We start from the raw sequence: 19,161 nt of genomic DNA, 5'->3' as shown, positions 1-19,161 counted from the left end.
CGGGGGGGGGTGGTCTTACGGTGATCATCGCGGTTGCTACCAGCGCGGCGGGCATCGCCGTCAGCGCCGAGCTGGCCGCGGCGGGGGCGCGGGTTCTCGCTGTCGGATCGAACGCCGAGCGTGTGCGCACCCTCACCGACCAGGTTCCAGATGCCGTCGGCTACGTCTGCGACCTGTCCCGGTTCGACGAGGTGACCGGCTTGGGCGAGCGCATCCACACCGAACACGGCAGGATCGACGGGCTGATCCACCTCGTCGGCGGGTGGCGCGGCGGCGGCGGGCTCGCCGGCCAGACCGATCAGGACTGGCAGTTCCTCCATTCCCGGGTGTTCACCACCCTTCGCAACACCACCCGGGTCTTCGTCGATGACCTCCACGCGTCGGATGCCGGACGGCTCGCGATCGTCTCCACCACGACACTGGACCGACCGACGCCCGGCGGCGCCAACTATGCCGCCGTGAAGGCCGCCGCGGAGACGTGGGTGCGTGCGATCGCGAACGGTTTCGAGAAGTCGGCGCCGGCGGCATCCGCCACCATCTTCGTGGTGCGTTCGCTCGACGGGCTGGAGTCGCGACTGGCGACCGAGGTGACGGCGCTCTGGGACGCTGACGCGGCATCCGGATCGTTGTCGCGGGTTCCGCTGGTCGACACAGCGAACTGACGCGGTCGCAAATCCGTCTCGCGACGGATGCCCGCGGAACGGCGACTCACTAGCGTGGAGTTGTGAGTTCTCCCACCCTGCCCGCTGTCGACCCGGACGACGCTGCCTGACGCCGCCCGCCGGTGACGCGCAGCGGGCTGCGGGCGGATGTCATCCTCGCCGTGGCGGTGCCACGGGCGTAGCGCGCCGAAGGGGCGTTCGCAACGTCGGAGATTCTTGAGAGATCCGGCGCGAACCCGCCGCCGAACCCTCTCTTGCGCGGGATCTCCGTAGTCAGCGACGGGTCTCCTGCGGCATTCGCAGCGCCGACAGCGCGGCGATCAGCAGGAACACCGCAGCGACGCCGAACGCGGCCGGGAAGGATGCCACGTCGACGAGCCAGCCCGCGATCAGCGGCCCGGCGATCGCGCCGAGGTCGCTCGCCATCGAGAACAGGGCGACCGGCCGGCCGCCCCGCGCTCCTGCTGTCGCGTCGCCGACCGCCGCCGCCGGGGCGGTGCCCATGAACGCCGCTGCGACTCCGTAGACGCAGAGCAGGATCGTGAGCACCGCGAAGTTCGGCGCCACCGAAATCGCCAGGATCGTGGCCGCCGCCACCACGTACGCACCGAGGATGGCCGGCCTGCGGCCGACCGTGTCGACGAAACGGCCTGCCGGGCCGAGCGCAATGGTCTGCACCACAGCGGCGATCGCGAACGCCACGCCGGTCCACGCCGCCGTCCCCGCAAGCACATCGACCACCAGGACGGGGATCAGGGCGCTCCGGACACCGAGCGAGGTCCAGCCGTTCGCGAAGTTCGCCAGGCAGGCGGCCCTGAATCGCGGATCGCGCAGCACCGTGCGCAACGGAACCAGCGGCCCTGACGCGGTGTCGTCCACCTCGACGGACTTCCGCTGCAGCAGAAGGAGGCCGACCACGCCGGCGACAGCGAGAGTTCCCGCGTAGAAGAAGAACGGCGCGGTCAGCGACACGGATGCCAGAACGCCACCGATCGCCGGCCCCGCCATGCCGCCGAGCAGGAAACCGCTGTGGTAGAAACCTACCGAGCGACCGCGGAAAGACGCGGGCGTCGACCGGAGCAGCAGGGTCATCGCCGACACCGAGAACATCGCCGAGCCGATGCCGCCGGCACCGCGCAGGAGCAGCACCTCCAGATAGCTTCCGGCGAACCCGACAAGCGCACTCGACACCGCGACAATGCCGATGCCGATAGCGAGCAGCGCCCGCTCACCGAACCAGTCGATCAGCCGCCCGCAGAACGGGCTCGCGACGAACCGCATCAGCGCGAACGCCGACACCACAGCGCCGACCTCGAGGTAGCCGACGCCGAAGCTGCGCACGAACACCGGCAGCACCGGCACGACCACACCGAAGCCGACCATCACGAAAAAGGCGATGACCCCGAGCACGACGACATCGCGCGGCAGGCGCGTCAGGCGCGGCCGGGCGGCGACAAGTCGGCGGATGGGGGTGATGCGAGGCACCAGCCCAGCGTAGGCCAGCCTCCCCCATGCGGCGGATGCCGACCGCCCCGAAATCCCCCTCTGCAGGCGGATGCCGCAGGCAGCGTTCCGGCCGTATCGTGAAGTTCAGCGTTACCAAGGAGGCAGCATGCTCGAGATTAGAGACGTCAACAAACACTATGGAACGGCCCACGTGCTCACCGACGTCAGCTTCGATGTGCTGCCCGGCCGGATGACGGGTTTCGTCGGGGGCAACGGTGCAGGAAAGACGACCACCATGCGGATCATCCTCGGCGTGCTCTTGTCCGAGAGCGGAACCGTCACGCTCGGCGGTGCCACAGTCACCCCGGAGGACCGCAGGCGCTTCGGCTACATGCCCGAGGAACGCGGGCTCTACCCGAAGATGAGGGTCGAGGAACAGCTCGTCTACCTTGCCCGGCTGCACGGCTTGTCCACGACCGCCGCGAAGCAGAATGCCGGCAACCTGCTCGAACAGCTCGGACTCGCCGAGCGAGCCGGTTCAACGGTGGAGAGCCTGTCTCTCGGCAACCAGCAGCGGGCACAGATCGCCGCGGCGCTCGTGCACGACCCCGAGGTACTCATCCTCGACGAACCGTTCTCCGGCCTGGACCCACTCGCCGTCGACGTCGTCGTCGGTGTGCTCAAGGACCGCGCACTCGCCGGCGCCCCTGTTCTGTTCTCCTCGCACCAGCTCGACATCGTCGAACGCCTGTGCGACGACCTCGTGATCATCGCGAACGGCTCGATCCGGGCGAACGGATCCCGGGAAGCGCTCCGGGCCAGCCACTCCACCCTTCGCTACGAGCTCGTTTCCAGCGGGGATGCCGGCTGGTTGCGTTCCGTCCCCGGTGTCAGCGTCGTCGACTTCGACGGCAGCTACGCCCTCTTCGACGTCGACTCGGAATCGACCGCCCAGACGGTTCTCCGTGACGCCATCGGCCGTGGCGACGTCGCCACATTCGCCCCCAGGCATCCATCACTCGCCCAGATCTTCCGAGAGGTCATCCGATGAGCGCGTCGACCATTCGCCCTCCCGCCCCGAGCTTCGCCCAGAGCACCTGGCTCGTCGCCGAACGCGAAATCACCATGCGGTTACGGAGCAAGGTCTTCCTCATCTCCACAGGCATCCTGCTCCTCCTTGTGCTCGCGTCGATCCTCATCGGCGGCTTCACCGCACAGAACAGCAGCAACGACACAACGCCGGTCGCCGTCGTCGGCACCGCCGGCCAGTCGATCGGCGACGTCGCAGGCCTCGACGTGACCGAGGCCGCGAGCGTCGAGGCTGCGCGCGAGCTGGTGCGCAACGGCACCGTCGATGCCGCGATCGTGCCAGATCATTCGACGCCGCTCGGAATCGCGATCCTTGCCGACACCGAGGTGCCCGCTACGCTGGTCAGCCAGTTGAGCGTGTCTCCGCCGGTGACCCTACTCGACGAGAGCGCGACGAATCCGTTCATCACCTACCTGGTCTCGCTCGGCTTCGGGATCGTCTTCTTCATGTCGGCGATGACCTTCGGCTCGACCATCGCCCAGAACGTCGTCGAGGAGAAACAGACCCGGGTGGTCGAGATCCTCATGTCAGCCATCCCGGTGCAGGCGTTGCTGGCCGGAAAAGTGCTCGGTAATTCGATTCTCGCCTTCGGCCAGATCGCGGTCACCGCGGCCTTATCGATCATCGGCTTGACGATCCTGGGGCAGACGGACCTCCTCACCGGGCTCGGGATGCCGATCGTCTGGTTCGTCGTCTTCTTCGCCATCGGTTTCGTGCTGCTGGCTTCGCTCTTCGCGGCGACCGCGTCGATGGTGTCACGCCAGGAGGACATCGGCTCGACCACCACCCCGGTGACGATGCTCGTGATGCTCCCGTACTTCGCCGTCGTCATCTTCAACGACAACCCCGTGGTGCTGACGGTCATGTCGTACGTGCCGTTCTCCGCCCCGGTCGGTATGCCGGTGCGCCTGTTCCTGGGGACGGCCGCGTGGTGGGAGCCGCTCGTCTCACTTGCCATCCTCGGAGTGACGACCGCAGGCACCATCTGGTTGGGGTCCCGGATCTACCAGAACTCGCTCCTGAAGATGGGCGCCAGGGTGAAATGGCGTGAAGCACTGAAGAGCTGAGGCACGACGCCTCTTCGAGGGGCATTCCGCCTCACCCCAGTGACATGAGGTTTCCTCAGGAATAGCTTTCGGTCATGAGCCGGTGCTGACCCGAAGGGACCGTCATGACCTACCCCGCTGTACCCACACCCGTGACCCGGCGAGAACGACAGATCGAACTCAACCCGCTGCGCTACCACCCGATGGTCAGCCCGGTACAGATCCCTGAACCGGTGCAGGTGGAGCCGCAGCCCAGACGCCTCGGCAGACCGCTGATAGCGATCGGCATCGTCAGCGGAGTGATCGCCGGCATCGCCTGGGCTGTGGCCCACGCTCCGCTGACCGCCCTGTTCCCCTGACTGCTCCGCACAGCCCCGTCCCCGCGCTGGACGGCCGCGGCGTTGCCGACCAGACTTGGAGTCCAAGCACAAGGAGCGTTCCATGTCGGCGTCGCAACTCCCGCAGCATCCGATCGGGGCACAACTGAGCAATCTCGGTTCCCGGTGGCTCCTCGTGCTCGAACGCACCCTGCCGAACGCGCCGCAGGAGATCTGGGCGGCGCTCACCGAACGGGAGCAGGTCAGCAAGTGGGCGCCGTTCGACCCGGACCGGGATCTGACCGAGACCGGATTCGTGGCGCTCCCCGAGGCGGGCAGAAGGCCCTCCGACGACGAGTCGGATGACACGGACGAGTCGATCGGCACCGTGGTGACGGTTGCCCCGCAACGGATGCTGTCGCTCGTCTGGGGCGGGGACGCGATCGACATCGAGCTGGCGCCGACGGCATCCGCAACCATCGTCCGGCTCAGCCACACCTTCGACGACAGAGCCAACGCCTCCAGTTACGCGGCCGGCTGGCACCTGTGCCTCACCGCCCTGGACGGACTCGCCAGCGGGCTCGACGTGCCCCGGATGGTCGGTGAGGACGCCAAGCTGCACGGCTGGGATGAGCTGCAGGAGAGGTACGAGAAGCTCTTCGGCGGCTGACCCCGCCCTGCTCACGCACGGTTCCCGCTCCGCAGTTGCGCGGCCGCACGATTCTGGTTCGGCGGTGCACCGCCCGATGCGCAAAACTAGGGGGGTGACCGAAATCCTGCACGACCCCAACTCCCGTGGCTTCGCGAGTGACAACTATGCCGGAGTGCACCCAGAAGTCCTCGAGGCGATCGGTGCCGCCAACGGCGGGCACCAGGTGTCGTACGGCGCCGACGTGTACACGGCGCGGCTGCAGGAGGTGTTCGCCGGGCACTTCGGGAACGGCGTCCAGGTGTTCCCCGTGTTCAACGGCACAGGCGCGAACGTGATCGGCCTGCAGTCGATGCTGCCGCGCTGGGGAGCGGTGATCGCGGCATCCACCGCCCACATCAACGTCGACGAGAACGGCGCCCCCGAACGGGTCGGCGGCATGAAGCTGCTGACAGTGGATGCGCCGGACGGCAAACTCACCCCGGAACTGATCGACCGCGAAGCGTGGGGCTGGGGCGACGAACACCGCGCGCAGCCGCTCGTCGTCTCGATCACCCAATCCACCGAACTCGGCACCCTGTACTCCGTCGACGAGGTTCGGGCGATCGCCGATCACGCGCACGCCCGCGGAATGAAGCTGCACATGGACGGCGCCCGGCTGTCCAACGCGGCCGCAGCGCTCGGTGTCCCGTTCCGCGACTTCACCACCGATGCGGGCGTCGACGTGCTCTCCTTCGGCGGTACCAAGAACGGCCTGCTGTTCGGTGAAGCGGTTGTCGTGCTCGATCCGGCGGCATCCGACGGTCTCATCTTCCTGCGCAAGCTGAACATGCAGCTCGCATCGAAACTGCGCTTCGTCTCGGCACAGCTGATCGCCCTGCTCGACGGGGACTTGTGGCTCCGCTCCGCATCGCACGCCAACGCGATGGCCCAGCGGCTGCGGTCCTCACTCGAGGAACTGGTCGCGTCGGGTGCGGTGACCGGCCTGAGCTTCAGCCAGCCCACCCAGTCCAACGCTGTGTTCGCCGTGCTCCCGGCGGATGCCGCGAACCGATTGCGCGAATCGTTCCACTTCTACGACTGGGATGCGTCGAAGAGCGAGGTCCGCTGGATGGCATCGTTCGACACGACCGAGGCCGACATCGACGCGTTCGTCGCCGGGATTCGCTCCGAACTTGCCGCCTGACCGCCTGTGACCGAACCGAAACCGGGGCGCGCGCCGAGCAGCATCCTGTTCGACCCGCGCGAATTGCTGCAGTGGGGCCCGCACCTCGGGGCGCACAGGGTCACCATCCGGGTGTTCTTCTCGGTGTTGATCCCCCTGCTCGTGCTGTTCGCGACCGACCGGCTCGACCTGTCGGCCTATGCGCTGCTGGCCGCACTCGCGTCGGTCTACGGGCGGAACTCGGCGACGCGGGACCGGCTGATCGTCCAAGCGGGGTTCGGTGTCGTCCAGGTCGTTTTGATCATCGCCGGGGCTGCCATGGCGGCATCGGATGCTCCGGGTTGGCTGTTTGTCGCGATCACCGCCGTCATCGCCGGGCTGGGCACGGTCCTCGCCGACGCACGCGGGTGGAGACCAGCCGGTTCGGTGTTCTTCGTCTTCGGCTTCGGAGTGTCGGCGTCTCTGCCTGCCATTGGCGCCGGCGTCGGTCTCGCTGCGCTTCTCGCGGTGTCCTCGCTCATCTTCACCCTGCTCGTCACCCTCACTTCCGGCATGATCAAGAACGCACAACGCCGCGCAGGCAAAGACGTCGCGGAGTATCCGCCACGGACCATCCCTCAGCGGAATTGGAAGATCATCGGCACGCATGCCGCGATGTGCCTGCTCGGTGCCGGTATCGCCGGCGGGATTCCGCTTTCCTTCGGGTGGCCGCACCCGTATTGGGCGATGGTCTCAGCCGTCGTGCCCGTCGTCGGCGCGACGACCGCCGGGCAGCTCGTCCGGGCCAGTCATCGCGTCAGCGGAACTCTGCTCGGCCTCGTCGTAGCGCTCCTGCTGTTCGGCTACGCGCCGCAGGGACTTCTGCTGGTGATCCTGCTCGTCGTGCTGCAGGCCGGAACAGAACTGGTGGTCGCCAGGAACTACTCGGCGGCGCTGCTGTTCCTGACTCCCCTGACCATCGGCATGGGGCTGTTGAACGGCCCGGTCCCCGTCCTGCCGCTCGTTCTCGACCGTGGTCTGGAGACCGTCGTGGGCGTCGCGGTCGCCGTCGTGCTGATCCTGGCAACGCACGGCGTGAGGCACCCGCGGGTGCGCTGAGCGATCAGGCGCGGTGTTCCTCGGCCAGCCGGCCGAACAGGGCGTCCAGCTCCGGGTCGACCACCTGGCGGGATGCGTCGGCGTCATACCAGTCGACGATCTCCTGAGCCCCTTCGGCGAAAAGCGTGCCCTGACCGAAATCCGGCACGAGCGCTTTGAGCTTGCTGTTGTCGAACACCATCGAGTGGCTCTTGTCACCGAGAAGGCCCGGCCCCAGCTGGGGCGACGCCGCGGCGATGGCGTCGCTGGTCACGTGGGCGAGCACGGGTTCGACGCCCGCCGCTGTGCCGAGGGCCCGGTAGATCTGGTCCCACGTCGGCGCTTCGTCGCCGGTGATGTGGAAGGTGTCGCCGAGCGCGGCCGGGTGCCCGAACAGGCCGACGAAACCGACGGCGAAATCACGGGTGTGCGTCAACGTCCAGAGCGAACTGCCGTCGCCGTGGACGACGACCGGCGCGCCACGTCGCATCCGGTCGATGTCGGTCCAGCCACCGAGGGTGGGGAGCGAGGTGCGGTCATAGGTGTGCGACGGGCGCACGATGGTGATGGGGTAGCCGGTCGCGCGATACTCGGCGACGAGCGCGTCCTCGCACGCGATCTTGTTGCGCGAGTACTCCCAGAACGGGTTGCGCAGCGGCGTCGACTCGGTGACCGGCAGCCGCGACGGGGGCGTCTGGTAGGCGGACGCCGAGCTGATGTAGACGTACTGGCCGGTACGGTCACGGAAGGTGTCGAGGTGCAGCTGGTCAGGGGTGAAGCTGAGGAAGTCGGTGACGACATCGAAGGAGCGGTCGCCGATCGCGGCGTTCAGCGCATCCGGATCGCGGATGTCGGCTGCGAGGGTCTCGATTCCCGCCGGCGCCGGACGTTCGCTCGATCGACCGCGGTTGACCACGGTGACGTCCCAGCCGCGGTCGGCAGCGAGCGCCACCGCCGCCGAACTGATCACTCCGGTACCGCCGAGAAACAGGACACTCTTCGCACTCATAAGCTCTATCCTCTCGCGAGTTACCGGATTTGCAGGGGTTGCGGGCCGGCCGCACCACCGCAAAGTCATGAACTCGCGAACGTTACGCCCCGTTGCTCCGGGATTGGGCACCGGCAGCACCGGGTCGTAACGTCGAAGGATGTCTGCCGTCGACGCATCCGTCCCCACCCTCGTCAACCTCTCGACCGAGACGCGACGGTTTCCGGCGCCGCCCGCGTTCACGGCGCAGGCCAACGTGAGCGCCGAGGACTGGGCGAGAGCTGATGCCGACCCGATCGCGTTCTGGGCGGATGCCGCCGCGCGGCTCGAGTGGGCTGAACCGTGGCACACGACACACACCTGGCAGCCCGTCACCGAGGGCGCGGACGGCGAACTCACCGTTCCGAAAGCCGAATGGTTCGCCGGCGGCAAGCTCAACGTCGCGGTGAACTGCGTGGACCGCCACGTGGCATCCGGGAACGGCGACAAGATCGCACTGCACTTCGAAGGTGAACCGGGCGACCGGCGCTCGATCAGCTACGCCGAACTGCAGCGCGAGGTGTCGAAGGCAGCGAATGCCCTCACCGAACTGGGCATCGGCACGGGTGACCGTGTCGTGATCTACCTGCCGGTGATCCCCGAGACGGTCATCGCCACGCTCGCCGTTGCCCGGATCGGCGCCATCCATTCGCTCGTGTTCGGTGGCTTCAGCGCCGACGCGCTGCGATTCCGGGTCGAAGACACCGGGGCGAAACTGCTCATCACCACCGACGGACAGTACCGTCGGGGTACAGCCGTCGCCGTGAAGGACAACGCGGATGCCGCGGTGGCGGGCGTCGACAGCATCGAACACGTGCTCGTGGTGCGGCGCACCGGCGACGAGATCCCACCGGTCGCGTGGACACCTGGCCGTGACGTCTGGTGGCACGACGTCGTCGGCGCAGCCTCCGACGAGCATGAGGCCGAGGCGTTCGACGCGGAGACGCCGCTGTTCATCATCTACACGTCCGGCACGACCGGCAAACCGAAGGGCCTCGTGCACACCTCCGGCGGGTACCTCACCCAGGCGTCTTGGAGCCACTGGGCGATCTTCGACGCGAAACCCGACGATGTGCACTGGTGCACCGCAGACCTGGCCTGGGTGACCGCGCACACCTACGAGATCTACGGGCCGCTCTCGAACGGACTCACCCAGGTGATCTACGAGGGCACACCGAACACCCCGCACACCGCGAGGCACTTCGAGATTCTCGAGCGCTACGGCGTGACGACGTACTACACGGCGCCCACACTCATCCGCACCCTGATGACCTGGTTCCCTGACGGCGTGCCTGCCGACTACGACCTCTCGTCGATCCGCCTCCTCGGCACCGTCGGTGAAGCGATCAACCCGGAGGCGTGGGTGTGGTTCCACACGCATCTCGGCCGGGGCACCACCCCTCTCGTCGACACCTGGTGGCAGTCGGAGACCGGGGCAGCGGTGATGGCCCCCGTGCCAGGCATCTCCACCCTGAAGCCGGGTTCGGCGAACCGGGCTCTGCCTGGACTGTCGACGCTCATCGTCGACGACGACGGCACCCCGGTGCCGTTCGGCGAGGGCGGTTACCTCGTCGTCGACCGCCATGGACCTGCGCTGGCCCGCACCGTCTGGGGCGACCCGGAGCGGTACCGCGACTCCTACTGGGCACGGTTCTGGAAGCAGGGCTACTTCTTCTCCGGTGACGGCGCGAAGTGGGATGCCGACGGCGATATCTGGGTGCTCGGCCGCGTCGACGACGTCATCAACATGTCCGGGCACCGGCTGTCGACGATCGAGATCGAGTCGTCGCTCGTGGCGCATCCCGCGGTCGGTGAGGCCGGCGTCGTCGGGGTGGCGGATGCTCTCACCGGGCAGGCGATCGCGGCGTACGTGATCCCCGCCGCGCGTTCCGACGGGGCCGAGGCGGAGCATCCGGATTACTGGGTGGGACTCGCCGGGGAGCTCACCGAGCTGTTGCGGGCGCATGTCGCCCGGGAGATCGGGCCGATCGCGAAGCCTCGCGACGTGATCGTCGTTCCCGACCTGCCGAAGACCCGGTCGGGCAAGATCATGCGGCGCCTCCTCGGCGACATCTCTGACGGCCGCCCGCTCGGCGATGTGACGAGCCTGCAGGACGACACGGTGCCCGCCCGGATCGAGGAGATCGTCCGACGCTCCCGCTGACACGGATTCACTCGTTCCGGACCAATCCACCCGGCGCACCGGGTGGATTGGTCCGGAACAAGTGGCCAGGCACGGAGGTCTGGCGCGCCCTCTACGCGGTCGACGGATGCTGTGCAATGCCTCGCTCCGAAACAACGCCCGCCCTAGGCTGGCGCACATGCGATTCGGAACTTTCATCCCGCAGGGATGGCGATTTGACCTTGTCGGCATCGACCCCGCCGAGCAGTGGGAGACGATGCGCAGTCTGGCTGCCCGCGCGGATGCCGGCCCCTGGGAATCGATTTGGGTGTACGACCACTTCCACACGACGCCCGTCCCGAGCGAGGAGGCGACCCACGAAGCGTGGACGCTCATGTCCGCGTTCGCCGCCACCACCAGGCGTGTGCGACTCGGCCAGATGTGCACCTGCATGAGCTACCGCAGCCCGGCGTACCTCGCGAAGGTCGCGGCGACCATCGACGGGATCTCCGGTGGCCGGGTGGAGATGGGCATCGGCGGCGGCTGGTACGAGCACGAGTGGCGTGCATACGGCTTCGGCTTCCCCCGCGTCGGCGACCGGCTGGGCCGGCTCGACGAGGGCGTCCGGATCATGAAGCAGGCCTGGGAAACCGGCACCACCACACTCGACGGCAAGCACTACCAGGTCGACGGAGCAATCGTGCGCCCCCAACCGCTCCAGGAGGGCGGCATCCCGTTCTGGATTGCGGGCGGAGGCGAGAAGGTGACGCTGCGCATCGCAGCGAAATACGCCCAGTACACGAACTTCGACGGTTCGCCGGAGGGCTTCGTCCATAAGAGCGAGATCCTGCGCGGCCATTGCGAGAAGCTCGGCCGGAACTTCGATGACATCGTGCGAAGCTCCAACTACAACGTCGTCATCGCGGACACCGAGGCCGAGGTCGCCGACCGGCTCGACGCCATCGAGGACAGGGTCACCCCGTATCTCGGCAAGGAGAAGGCGGCTGGATTCCTCAAGGAGTACCGCAGCGGCAAAGCGCTCGGCGTCGGAACACCCGAGCAGATCGTCGAACGACTCAGCGGGATGAAGGACCGCGGACTCGCCTACGCGATCACCTACTTCCCCGAGGCCGCCTACGACCGGTCCGGGATCGAGCTGTTCGAAAGTGAGGTCATTCCGGCACTCGCCTGACGGCGTAGCATCCCGTCGCGAGCGAAACGACGACGAGCGGATGCCGGAATAATGGGAAAAGGCGACGGCGTTCAGGAATATTCCGGGGCACCATCTGCTTGCATCTGAATGGGTCAATGGCGACTCCGAATGACATCGCACAATCGAAGGAGCCACATGACCACCGGAACCATCTCCCGCACCGCCGTCACCAGCGAACCCATTCACGAGGTGCTCGCCGAGCGGTGGAGCCCGCGCTCCTTCGACGTGAGCGTCGAGGTGCCCGCTGAGAAGATCACGGCGGCCCTCGAGGCGGCCCGCTGGTCGGCATCCGCATCGAACACGCAGCCGTGGCGCTTCCTCGTCGCCCGCCGCGGCACCGCCGAGCACGCCACGATCGTCGAAAACCTGATGGGCTTCAACCAGGCCTGGGCGGCGTCCGCGCACGTGCTCATCGTCAACCTCGCCGTCACCGCCGAAGACGGAACGCCGCTGCGCTGGGCCCAGTACGACCTCGGCCAGGCGGTGGCGCACCTCACGGTGCAGGCCCACCACGATGGCCTCCACGCGCACCAGATGGGCGGCATCGAGGTCGACGGCCTGCGCGCTGCGTTTGACATCGATGCAGCGCTCGAGCCGATCTCGGTCACCGCTCTCGGCGTGCTGGGCACCCCGGAGGCTCTGGCCAATGACGTGCTGCGTGAGCGTGAGATCGCGCCCCGCAGTCGTCGTCCGCTCGACGAGCTGGTGCTTCTCAGCGTCTGATCTCCACAACAACGAAGCACCCGGTGCCCTGACAGGGGCACCGGGTGCTTTAGTTCGGCTTCGACCTCAGCCGCCGCTATTCTTCCTGCTGTCGATCCCAGGTCGCTCGGGGATGACGGGGAACGATCCGGTGAAGCCCTCACGCTCTTTCGCGATCTCGAGGATGCCTCGGCGCGCGGCGAACCAGCCGACGATCAGCAGCGGGATCAGGATCACGAGCGAGCCGATCGTGAACGTGCCGACCGGGTAGTCAAGCGCCATCAGCACGAGCACCGTCACAAGGAACCCCAGCGTGAGCCACGCGGTGAATGGAGCACCGAACAGCCGGAATGACGGGCGTTCCATCTTGCCCTGCTTCGCCCAGCGCTGGAGCTGCATCTGGCAAAGGATGATCATGCCCCAGCCGGTGACGATGCCGAGGGCCGAAATGTTGAGCACGATCTCGAAGGCGTCCTCGGGAACGATCGCGTTGAGCCCGACCCCCAGCAGCGTGATGAAGCCGGTGAGCATGATGCCGCCATACGGGACACCGCTCTTGTTCATCACCCCGGTGAACCTGGGTGCTGCTCCGTTCACCGACATCGACCGGAGGATCCGGCCGGTGGAGTACAGACCGGCGTTGAGGCTCGACAGGGCCGCGGTGAGCACGACGAAGTTCATGATGTTGCCCGCAACGGCGGCGATCCCAGGGTCACCGATGCTGGAGAAGAAGGTGACGAACGGGCTTTCGTTCTTGCTGTACTCCGTGTACGGCAGAAGCAGCGAAAGCAGCAGGACGCTGCCCACGTAGAACAGGGCGATCCGGAGAATCACCGTGTTCACGGCCTTCGGCATGATCCGCCGGGGGTCGGCGGTCTCACCGGCGGCCGTGCCGACAAGCTCGATGGCTGCGTACGCGAAGACGACACCCTGCACCACGAGCACCGCTGGGAGCAGTCCCTGGGGGAAGATACCGCCGTTGTCGGCGAGGAGCGAGAGGCCAGGCGTGCCGGCATCCGTCGGGAGCTGGAAGGCGAGAAACGCGGCGCCGATGAGCAGGAACGCGACCAGCGCAACGACCTTGATGATCGCGAACCAGAACTCCATCTCACCGAACACCTTGACCGAGACGAGGTTGAGCGACAGCACGATCGCCAGCGCCACGAGGGCGAGGATCCACTGGGGCACATCGGTGAACGCGGACCAGAACTTCACGTAGATCGCCACCGCCGTGACATCCACGATGGCGGTCATCGCCCAGTTGAGGAAGTACATCCAGCCCGCGACGAACGCCGCTTTCTCACCGAGGAACTCGCGAGCGTACGAGACGAACGACCCGGACGACGGGCGGTGCAGCACGAGCTCCCCGAGTGCGCGGAGGATGAGGAAGGCGAAGAACCCGCAGATCGCATAGACGATCACGAGCGACGGCCCGGCGGATGCCAGTCGGCCGCCGGCTCCGAGGAACAGACCGGTTCCGATGGCCCCACCGATCGCGATCATCTGGAGCTGCCGCGGCTTGAGAGTCTTGTGGTACCCCTCCTGCTCGTTGGAGAAGTCCTGGACCGCCATCATCTCGTCGCCGATGCGCTCCCTGGCATTCTCGAGATCCGGGGCCGGGTCGTGCTCTGGCGGTTCGAAGTGGTGCTCGTGTTTCATGATGGTCTTCCGTCGCCGTTTCCTGAGGATACAGAGCCTAGACCCGTTCGGGGGGTGCGCCGCAACAGCACCGGACAGAACAAACGGGCGGATGCCGAAGCATCCGCCCGTTCAGCCGACGTGCCTTACACCGGCACCGGAACCGAGCCGACGGTCAGGGCGTCGGCGCCCGGGTCGAGGTCGACCCGCACGGTGTTGCCGTCCCGTACCGTGCCGTCGAGGATCGCTGTCGCGAGACGGTCGTCGATCTCGTTCTGCATGAGCCGCCGCAGCGGGCGTGCGCCGTAGATCGGGTCGTAACCGCGCTCGGCGAGCCAGCGCCTGGCATCCGGCGTCACCGCGAGTTCGAGGCGACGCTCGTGCAGCCGCCGCTGCAGCCGGTCGATGTACAGTTCGACGATCTGGCTGAGGTCTTCCTCGGTGAGCGACGAGAACACGACGATGTCGTCGAGCCGGTTCACGAATTCCGGCTTGAACGCCTGTCGGACGAGGTTCTGCACCGCTTCCTCCTTCTCAGGCCACGACATCGACGGGTCGACGAGGAAGTGCGAACCGAGGTTCGAGGTGAGGATGAGGATGGTGTTGCGGAAGTCGACAGTTCGGCCCTGCCCGTCGGTGAGCCGGCCGTCGTCGAGCACCTGCAGCAGCACGTCGAACACCTCGGGGTGCGCCTTCTCGATTTCGTCGAAGAGCACGACGGAGTATGGCCGGCGGCGTACAGCTTCGGTCAGCTGCCCACCCTGCTCGTACCCGACGTAACCGGGAGGGGCGCCGACGAGACGCGAGACGGAGAACTTCTCGCCGTACTCAGACATGTCGATGCGGACCATCGCCTTCTCGTCGTCGAAGAGGAATTCGGCGAGCGCCTTGGCCAGCTCCGTCTTACCGACACCGGTCGGACCGAGGAACATGAACGAACCGGTCGGGCGGTTGGGATCCGAAATGCCCGCGCGCGTGCGCCGGACAGCATCCGACACCGCCTGAACGGCCTGCTTCTGGCCGACGAGCCGCTTGCCGAGCTCGGCCTCGAGATGCAGCAGTTTCTCGGTCTCACCCTGCAGCAGACGGCCGACGGGGATGCCGGTCCAGGCCGCGATCACCGCGGCGATGTCGTCAGCGGTGACCTGGTCGTTGACCATGAGCGGGCCGTCATTCTCGGACTGCTCCGCTTCCTTGATCTCCTTCTCGATGGTCGGAATCACTTCGTACTCGAGCCGTGACGTCTCCTGGTAATCCGCTTCGCGCAGCGCCCGGTCCCGTCGCGACTTCATCTCATCAAGCTGCGTCTTGAGGTCACCGACCCGGTTGAGGTTGGCGCGTTCCTTCTCCCACCGGGATTTCAGTTCGTCGAGTGACGCCTGCTTCTCGGCCATGTCCTCGCGGAGTTTCGCGAGACGCTCCTTCGATGCTTCGTCCTTCTCCTTCTTCAGCGCGAGCTCCTCGAGCTTCAGCCGGTTGACGCTGCGTTGCAGTTCGTCGACCTCGACCGGGGAGGAGTCGATCTCCATCCGCAGTCGCGACGCGGCCTCGTCGATCAGGTCGATCGCCTTGTCTGGCAACTGCCGTGCCGGGATGTAGCGGTTCGAGAGGGATGCCGCGGCAACGAGCGCGGAGTCGGCGATCGTCACCTTGTGGTGGGCCTCGTAGCGCTCCTTGAGCCCGCGCAGAATCGCGACGGTGTCCTCGACGCTGGGCTCTCCCACGTACACCTGCTGGAACCGCCGCTCCATGGCCGCGTCCTTCTCGATGTATTCGCGGTACTCGTTCAGCGTGGTGGCGCCGATCATGCGCAACTCGCCGCGGGCAAGCATCGGCTTGAGCATGTTGGCCGCCGCCACGGACCCCTCACCGGCGCCGGCACCCATGAGGGTGTGCAGCTCGTCGATGAAGGTGATGATCTGCCCTTCGGCGTCGTTGATCTCCTGGAGCACCGCCTTGAGCCGCTCCTCGAACTCACCACGGTATTTCGCTCCTGCGACAAGGGCCGCGAGGTCGAGTGCGACGATCTGCTTGTTCTTCAGCGATTCGGCGACGTCGCCCTCGACGATCCGCTGGGCGAGCCCTTCGACGACGGCGGTCTTGCCGACGCCCGGTTCGCCGATGAGTACCGGGTTGTTCTTGGTGCGCCGGGTGAGGACCTGGCTCACGCGTCGTATCTCCGCGTCGCGGCCGATCACCGGGTCGAGTTTGCCGGAGCGGGCGATTTCGGTGAGGTTCATTCCGTACAGTTCGAGGGCGCTCTTCTGCTCGTCCTGCGAGTACGAACCGGATTGCATGGGTCTCCTTCAAAAGTTGAGTCTCGGTGACTCAACTTTATCGCGAGTGATGGTGACAGCGCTACCGATCCGATCTTCTAGGCTGGGAGAACCAGCGAATTCCCAGCGAATCGAGTTCTCATGCTCTCTGCCGACGTCATCGTGATCGGGCTTGGCTCCATGGGCGGAGCAGCGGCGAATGCGCTCGCCCAGCGCGGCCTGAGCGTGCTCGGGTTGGAACGGTTGTGGCCGTCCCACAACCGCGGGTCAGCGCACGGCGGCACCCGGATCATCCGCCAGTCCTACTACGAGGGCGTCGACTACGTCCCCCTCCTGCTCCGCGCCTACGAGGGCTGGCGGCGTCTCGAGGAACAGTCGGAGCAGAAGATCGTCACCATCACCGGCGGCATCTACATCGGCGACCCGGAAGAAGAGACCTTCACCGGTGCGCTGCGGTCGGCCCGCCAGTGGAACCTGCCGCACGAGGTGTTGTCGAGCGCGGAGATCACTGCGCGATTCCCGGCGATGCGCCCGGCCGACCACGCGGTTGGCCTGTTCGAGGCGAACGCCGGTTTCGTGAACCCGGAGTTGACCACGGCAGCGAACATCCAGGTCGCAACCGAGCATGGCGCGCGACTGCATTTCGGCGAGGCCGTTCGGTCCTGGACCGCGACGCGCGGGGGTGGGGTGGAAGTCGTGACCGACCACGGAACGTACGGTGCCGACCGCCTCGTGGTCGCGCCGGGGGCCTGGTCAGCGCAGCTGCTGGGCGAGGTCGGCGCCCCCGTGGCATCCGAACGCCAGGTCATGTATTGGTTCGAGCCGGGGTACTCCCCCGGCCGGCCGGTCTTTGAGGACTATGCGGTCGGACGACAGCCGGTGTTCATCGAGCGCACCGACGGGAACGAGCAGGTCTACGGCTTCCCGATCGCGGACGGACCGGGTGGCGGCATCAAGATCGGTTTCTTCCACGAGGAACGCCCGACCGACCCGGACGCCATCGATCGCGAGGTGCTTCCGTTCGAGGTGGCCAGGATGCAGTCGCGGGCGCTCGAACTCTTCCCGCACCTGACCGGCCGGCTGATTGACGCGAAAACGTGCCTGTACCCGAGTGCCCCCGACGATCACTTCATGATCGGGCTGCACCCGGAGCACTCGCAGGTAACCGTCGCGACCGGATTCGGAGGGCACGGCTTCAAGTTCGTTCCGGTTGTCGGCGAAATTGCCGCGGACCTGTCGACCCGGGGCCGCACGGATCTCGCGATCGACCTCTTCTCGCTGGACCGGCCCGCACTGCACGGCTGATCGAGGCCCCACCGGCAGACAAAGAGCAACGGCAAGTCAGCTGAGTCCTCTGCGGGGCATCGGAGGAGGTCGGCTGACTTGCCGTCGCAACCTTTGAATTATGGCCTGGCCGGGGGCAGCGGTGGTGGAACGACGCGCGTGTCGTCGTCGTCCATGTACGAGTCGTCCCCGCCGGTGCTGGGTGCGTCTCGGCCCGCCGGGCCCGCCGAAGCGGCGTACTCACTGGGAGACTCGCCGGTCACGTTGCCCGGGTGAGTCTCGTCGTAGGCGTCGAGGATGCCGTTGGTCTGGTCGAAGGGGTGGGCGACGTCGTCGAGAACGCTCCGGTTGTCGCCTGTGGCATCCGCGGACGTGGAGCCGGTGTTCACTCCGGCCTCCGTGCGATCAGCGCGCCGAACTTCGCCGTCAGCGTCGTTGATCTTCAGCTGGTCTTCGATGTCTCGTGAATCGCTCATACTGTGACGTTACGCGCGCGAAAAGCGTCAGCAAGGCCCTTGACATTCCGTCTCTGTGAGGTTCCTCTTCCCCGTCATTCCGGGCCTCGCGAAGGGAATCGAGACTGTAACGTCACGGCACTCTCCGGGTCGTATCCGTCGTCGCGGCTTCTTCGTCGGACTGGTTCACACCTGGTCCAACCTGCCTCCGGTGATCGCCGCGCTCCTCGTGCTCGGACTCACCCAGGTACTCGCCCCCGAAGCGTACGAGTCATGGGGCTGGCGCGTGCCGTTCCTGCTCGGTGCGCCCCTCGCCGTCGTCGGTCTCTACATCCGGACCCGCGTCGACGAGTCGCCCGCCTTCCTGGAACTGAAGCAGACTCAGATCGTCGAGCGCGCACCCATCCGGGCCGTCTTCGCCGAGCACTGGCGTTCCATGCTGACCGTCTTCAGCATTGCCGCCCTGGCGAGCCTCAGCTACTACTCGCTCACCGGGTACTTCTACAGCTTCATGACCGTGACCGTTGGGCTCCCCAGCAGTGACGCCCTCATCTCGAACAGCGTCGCTCTGCTCATCACCTTCGTGATGGTGCCCATCTCCGGCTGGCTCTCCGACCGTGTCGTCTACTTTGGGCCGGCCGGCTCAGCGTTCGTCGAACTGTTCCCGGCTCGGGGTGCGGTTCTCCGGCGCGTCGATCAGCTACAACCTCGCCTTCACGATCTTCGGAGGAACGGCCCCGCTGCTCTCGCTGGCGCTCATCAACGCGACAGGTGTCAACATCGCTCCGGCCTGGTACGTCGTCGCGGTTGCGCTCCTCGCGCTGCTCGTCATCTCCCGCATGCCGGAGACCAACCGGCGCTCCATGCAGCCGGACGAATTCGAGGCATCCGTGGCGGCAGAATCGGAGAACGAGCTGAAGGTCACCAGCTGAACCGACTCCCCCAGGAAACCACCCCCCGGGCGGGGGGCCCCGGCGGGGCGTGTTTTACCC

Annotated in this window: 17 protein-coding genes; 12 read left to right on the top strand and 5 right to left on the bottom strand. The window is 66.8% G+C overall.

The genetic code is table 11. The features are described from left to right. Window positions 1-20: 20 nt before the first annotated feature. Entirely contained in the window at window positions 21-662 is a 642-nt protein-coding gene (locus ACLQ62_RS01120; protein ID WP_411719819.1) for an SDR family NAD(P)-dependent oxidoreductase, read from the top strand. A 273-nt stretch (window positions 663-935) separates the two neighbouring features. Here ACLQ62_RS01120 and ACLQ62_RS01115 read toward each other — a convergent pair whose 3' ends face one another. Continuing rightward, complete coding sequence (locus ACLQ62_RS01115; RefSeq protein WP_411719816.1) at window positions 936-2,147, bottom strand: MFS transporter; 1,212 nt, start codon at window positions 2,145-2,147, stop codon at window positions 936-938. A gap of 127 nt (window positions 2,148-2,274) precedes the next feature. On the opposite strand from ACLQ62_RS01115, the gene ACLQ62_RS01110 reads away from it, so the two are divergent. The 6 genes from ACLQ62_RS01110 (at window position 2,275) to ACLQ62_RS01085 (ending at window position 7,473) form a co-directional block, all read left to right on the top strand. Continuing rightward, window positions 2,275-3,159, top strand: a complete 885-nt coding sequence (locus ACLQ62_RS01110; RefSeq protein ID WP_411719815.1) for an ABC transporter ATP-binding protein — start codon at window positions 2,275-2,277, stop codon at window positions 3,157-3,159. Beyond that, window positions 3,156-4,265, top strand: coding sequence for an ABC transporter permease (locus ACLQ62_RS01105; RefSeq protein WP_411719814.1), 1,110 nt, complete (start codon window positions 3,156-3,158; stop codon window positions 4,263-4,265). Before ACLQ62_RS01110 ends, ACLQ62_RS01105 begins: the two co-directional genes overlap by 4 nt. Before the next feature lie 104 nt (window positions 4,266-4,369). Continuing rightward, window positions 4,370-4,603 carry a hypothetical protein gene (locus tag ACLQ62_RS01100; protein WP_411719813.1) on the top strand — a complete coding sequence of 78 codons (234 nt, stop codon included), beginning with the start codon at window positions 4,370-4,372 and terminating at the stop codon, window positions 4,601-4,603. Window positions 4,604-4,685: 82 nt separating this feature from the next. Next, the gene (locus ACLQ62_RS01095; protein ID WP_411719812.1) at window positions 4,686-5,231 is read left to right on the top strand and encodes an SRPBCC domain-containing protein; all 546 of its coding nucleotides are present in this window, start codon (window positions 4,686-4,688) and stop codon (window positions 5,229-5,231) included. Window positions 5,232-5,307: 76 nt separating this feature from the next. Further along, window positions 5,308-6,396, top strand: a complete 1,089-nt coding sequence (locus ACLQ62_RS01090; protein WP_411719811.1) for a threonine aldolase family protein — start codon at window positions 5,308-5,310, stop codon at window positions 6,394-6,396. A gap of 6 nt (window positions 6,397-6,402) precedes the next feature. Then, on the top strand, window positions 6,403-7,473 hold the full coding sequence (locus ACLQ62_RS01085; RefSeq protein WP_411719810.1) for an FUSC family protein: 1,071 nt from the start codon (window positions 6,403-6,405) through the stop codon (window positions 7,471-7,473). A gap of 4 nt (window positions 7,474-7,477) precedes the next feature. Here the strand turns inward: ACLQ62_RS01085 and ACLQ62_RS01080 are convergent, their stop codons facing one another. Continuing rightward, complete coding sequence (locus ACLQ62_RS01080) at window positions 7,478-8,461, bottom strand: NAD-dependent epimerase/dehydratase family protein (protein ID WP_411719809.1); 984 nt, start codon at window positions 8,459-8,461, stop codon at window positions 7,478-7,480. Window positions 8,462-8,600: 139 nt separating this feature from the next. Here ACLQ62_RS01080 and acs point away from each other — a divergent pair, with 139 nt between their 5' ends. The 3 genes from acs (at window position 8,601) to ACLQ62_RS01065 (ending at window position 12,537) form a co-directional block, all read left to right on the top strand. Beyond that, complete coding sequence (acs, locus tag ACLQ62_RS01075) at window positions 8,601-10,643, top strand: acetate--CoA ligase (RefSeq protein WP_411719808.1); 2,043 nt, start codon at window positions 8,601-8,603, stop codon at window positions 10,641-10,643. A gap of 157 nt (window positions 10,644-10,800) precedes the next feature. Further along, window positions 10,801-11,793 carry an LLM class F420-dependent oxidoreductase gene (locus tag ACLQ62_RS01070; RefSeq protein WP_411719807.1) on the top strand — a complete coding sequence of 331 codons (993 nt, stop codon included), beginning with the start codon at window positions 10,801-10,803 and terminating at the stop codon, window positions 11,791-11,793. A 156-nt stretch (window positions 11,794-11,949) separates the two neighbouring features. Further along, window positions 11,950-12,537: a nitroreductase family protein gene (locus ACLQ62_RS01065; RefSeq protein ID WP_411719806.1), complete on the top strand. Its 588-nt coding sequence runs from the start codon at window positions 11,950-11,952 to the stop codon at window positions 12,535-12,537. Between the two features lie 66 nt (window positions 12,538-12,603). Here ACLQ62_RS01065 and ACLQ62_RS01060 read toward each other — a convergent pair whose 3' ends face one another. Both ACLQ62_RS01060 and ACLQ62_RS01055 read right to left on the bottom strand, forming a co-directional pair. Next, the gene (locus ACLQ62_RS01060; protein ID WP_411719817.1) at window positions 12,604-14,091 is read right to left on the bottom strand and encodes an amino acid permease; all 1,488 of its coding nucleotides are present in this window, start codon (window positions 14,089-14,091) and stop codon (window positions 12,604-12,606) included. A gap of 209 nt (window positions 14,092-14,300) precedes the next feature. Further along, the gene (locus ACLQ62_RS01055; RefSeq protein WP_411719805.1) at window positions 14,301-16,451 is read right to left on the bottom strand and encodes an ATP-dependent Clp protease ATP-binding subunit; all 2,151 of its coding nucleotides are present in this window, start codon (window positions 16,449-16,451) and stop codon (window positions 14,301-14,303) included. A gap of 120 nt (window positions 16,452-16,571) precedes the next feature. Here ACLQ62_RS01055 and solA point away from each other — a divergent pair, with 120 nt between their 5' ends. Further along, the gene (gene solA, locus ACLQ62_RS01050) at window positions 16,572-17,735 is read left to right on the top strand and encodes an N-methyl-L-tryptophan oxidase (RefSeq protein ID WP_411719804.1); all 1,164 of its coding nucleotides are present in this window, start codon (window positions 16,572-16,574) and stop codon (window positions 17,733-17,735) included. A gap of 98 nt (window positions 17,736-17,833) precedes the next feature. On the opposite strand, the gene ACLQ62_RS01045 is transcribed toward solA, so the two are convergent. Beyond that, the gene (locus ACLQ62_RS01045; protein ID WP_411719803.1) at window positions 17,834-18,190 is read right to left on the bottom strand and encodes a hypothetical protein; all 357 of its coding nucleotides are present in this window, start codon (window positions 18,188-18,190) and stop codon (window positions 17,834-17,836) included. A 55-nt stretch (window positions 18,191-18,245) separates the two neighbouring features. On the opposite strand from ACLQ62_RS01045, the gene ACLQ62_RS01040 reads away from it, so the two are divergent. Beyond that, window positions 18,246-19,161 (top strand): MFS transporter (locus tag ACLQ62_RS01040; RefSeq protein WP_411719802.1); only part of this gene is annotated, 916 nt, incomplete at its 3' end.

It is taken from the genome of Mycetocola sp. (assembly GCF_046716805.1).
Classification (GTDB): Bacteria; Actinomycetota; Actinomycetes; order Actinomycetales; family Microbacteriaceae; genus Mycetocola_A.
This window is presented reverse-complemented; position numbering and strand designations above follow the sequence as displayed.

Coding starts and splice junctions, on each gene's coding strand:
- acs (WP_411719808.1), top strand. CDS start 8,601: ATGTCTGCCGTCGACGCATCCGTCCCCACCCTCGTCAACCTCTCGACC.
- ACLQ62_RS01105 (WP_411719814.1), top strand. CDS start 3,156: ATGAGCGCGTCGACCATTCGCCCTCCCGCCCCGAGCTTCGCCCAGAGC.
- ACLQ62_RS01055 (WP_411719805.1), bottom strand. CDS start 16,451: ATGCAATCCGGTTCGTACTCGCAGGACGAGCAGAAGAGCGCCCTCGAA.
- ACLQ62_RS01065 (WP_411719806.1), top strand. CDS start 11,950: ATGACCACCGGAACCATCTCCCGCACCGCCGTCACCAGCGAACCCATT.
- ACLQ62_RS01080 (WP_411719809.1), bottom strand. CDS start 8,461: ATGAGTGCGAAGAGTGTCCTGTTTCTCGGCGGTACCGGAGTGATCAGT.
- ACLQ62_RS01095 (WP_411719812.1), top strand. CDS start 4,686: ATGTCGGCGTCGCAACTCCCGCAGCATCCGATCGGGGCACAACTGAGC.
- ACLQ62_RS01100 (WP_411719813.1), top strand. CDS start 4,370: ATGACCTACCCCGCTGTACCCACACCCGTGACCCGGCGAGAACGACAG.
- ACLQ62_RS01110 (WP_411719815.1), top strand. CDS start 2,275: ATGCTCGAGATTAGAGACGTCAACAAACACTATGGAACGGCCCACGTG.
- solA (WP_411719804.1), top strand. CDS start 16,572: ATGCTCTCTGCCGACGTCATCGTGATCGGGCTTGGCTCCATGGGCGGA.
- ACLQ62_RS01045 (WP_411719803.1), bottom strand. CDS start 18,190: ATGAGCGATTCACGAGACATCGAAGACCAGCTGAAGATCAACGACGCT.
- ACLQ62_RS01070 (WP_411719807.1), top strand. CDS start 10,801: ATGCGATTCGGAACTTTCATCCCGCAGGGATGGCGATTTGACCTTGTC.
- ACLQ62_RS01090 (WP_411719811.1), top strand. CDS start 5,308: ATGCGCAAAACTAGGGGGGTGACCGAAATCCTGCACGACCCCAACTCC.
- ACLQ62_RS01060 (WP_411719817.1), bottom strand. CDS start 14,091: ATGATGGCGGTCCAGGACTTCTCCAACGAGCAGGAGGGGTACCACAAG.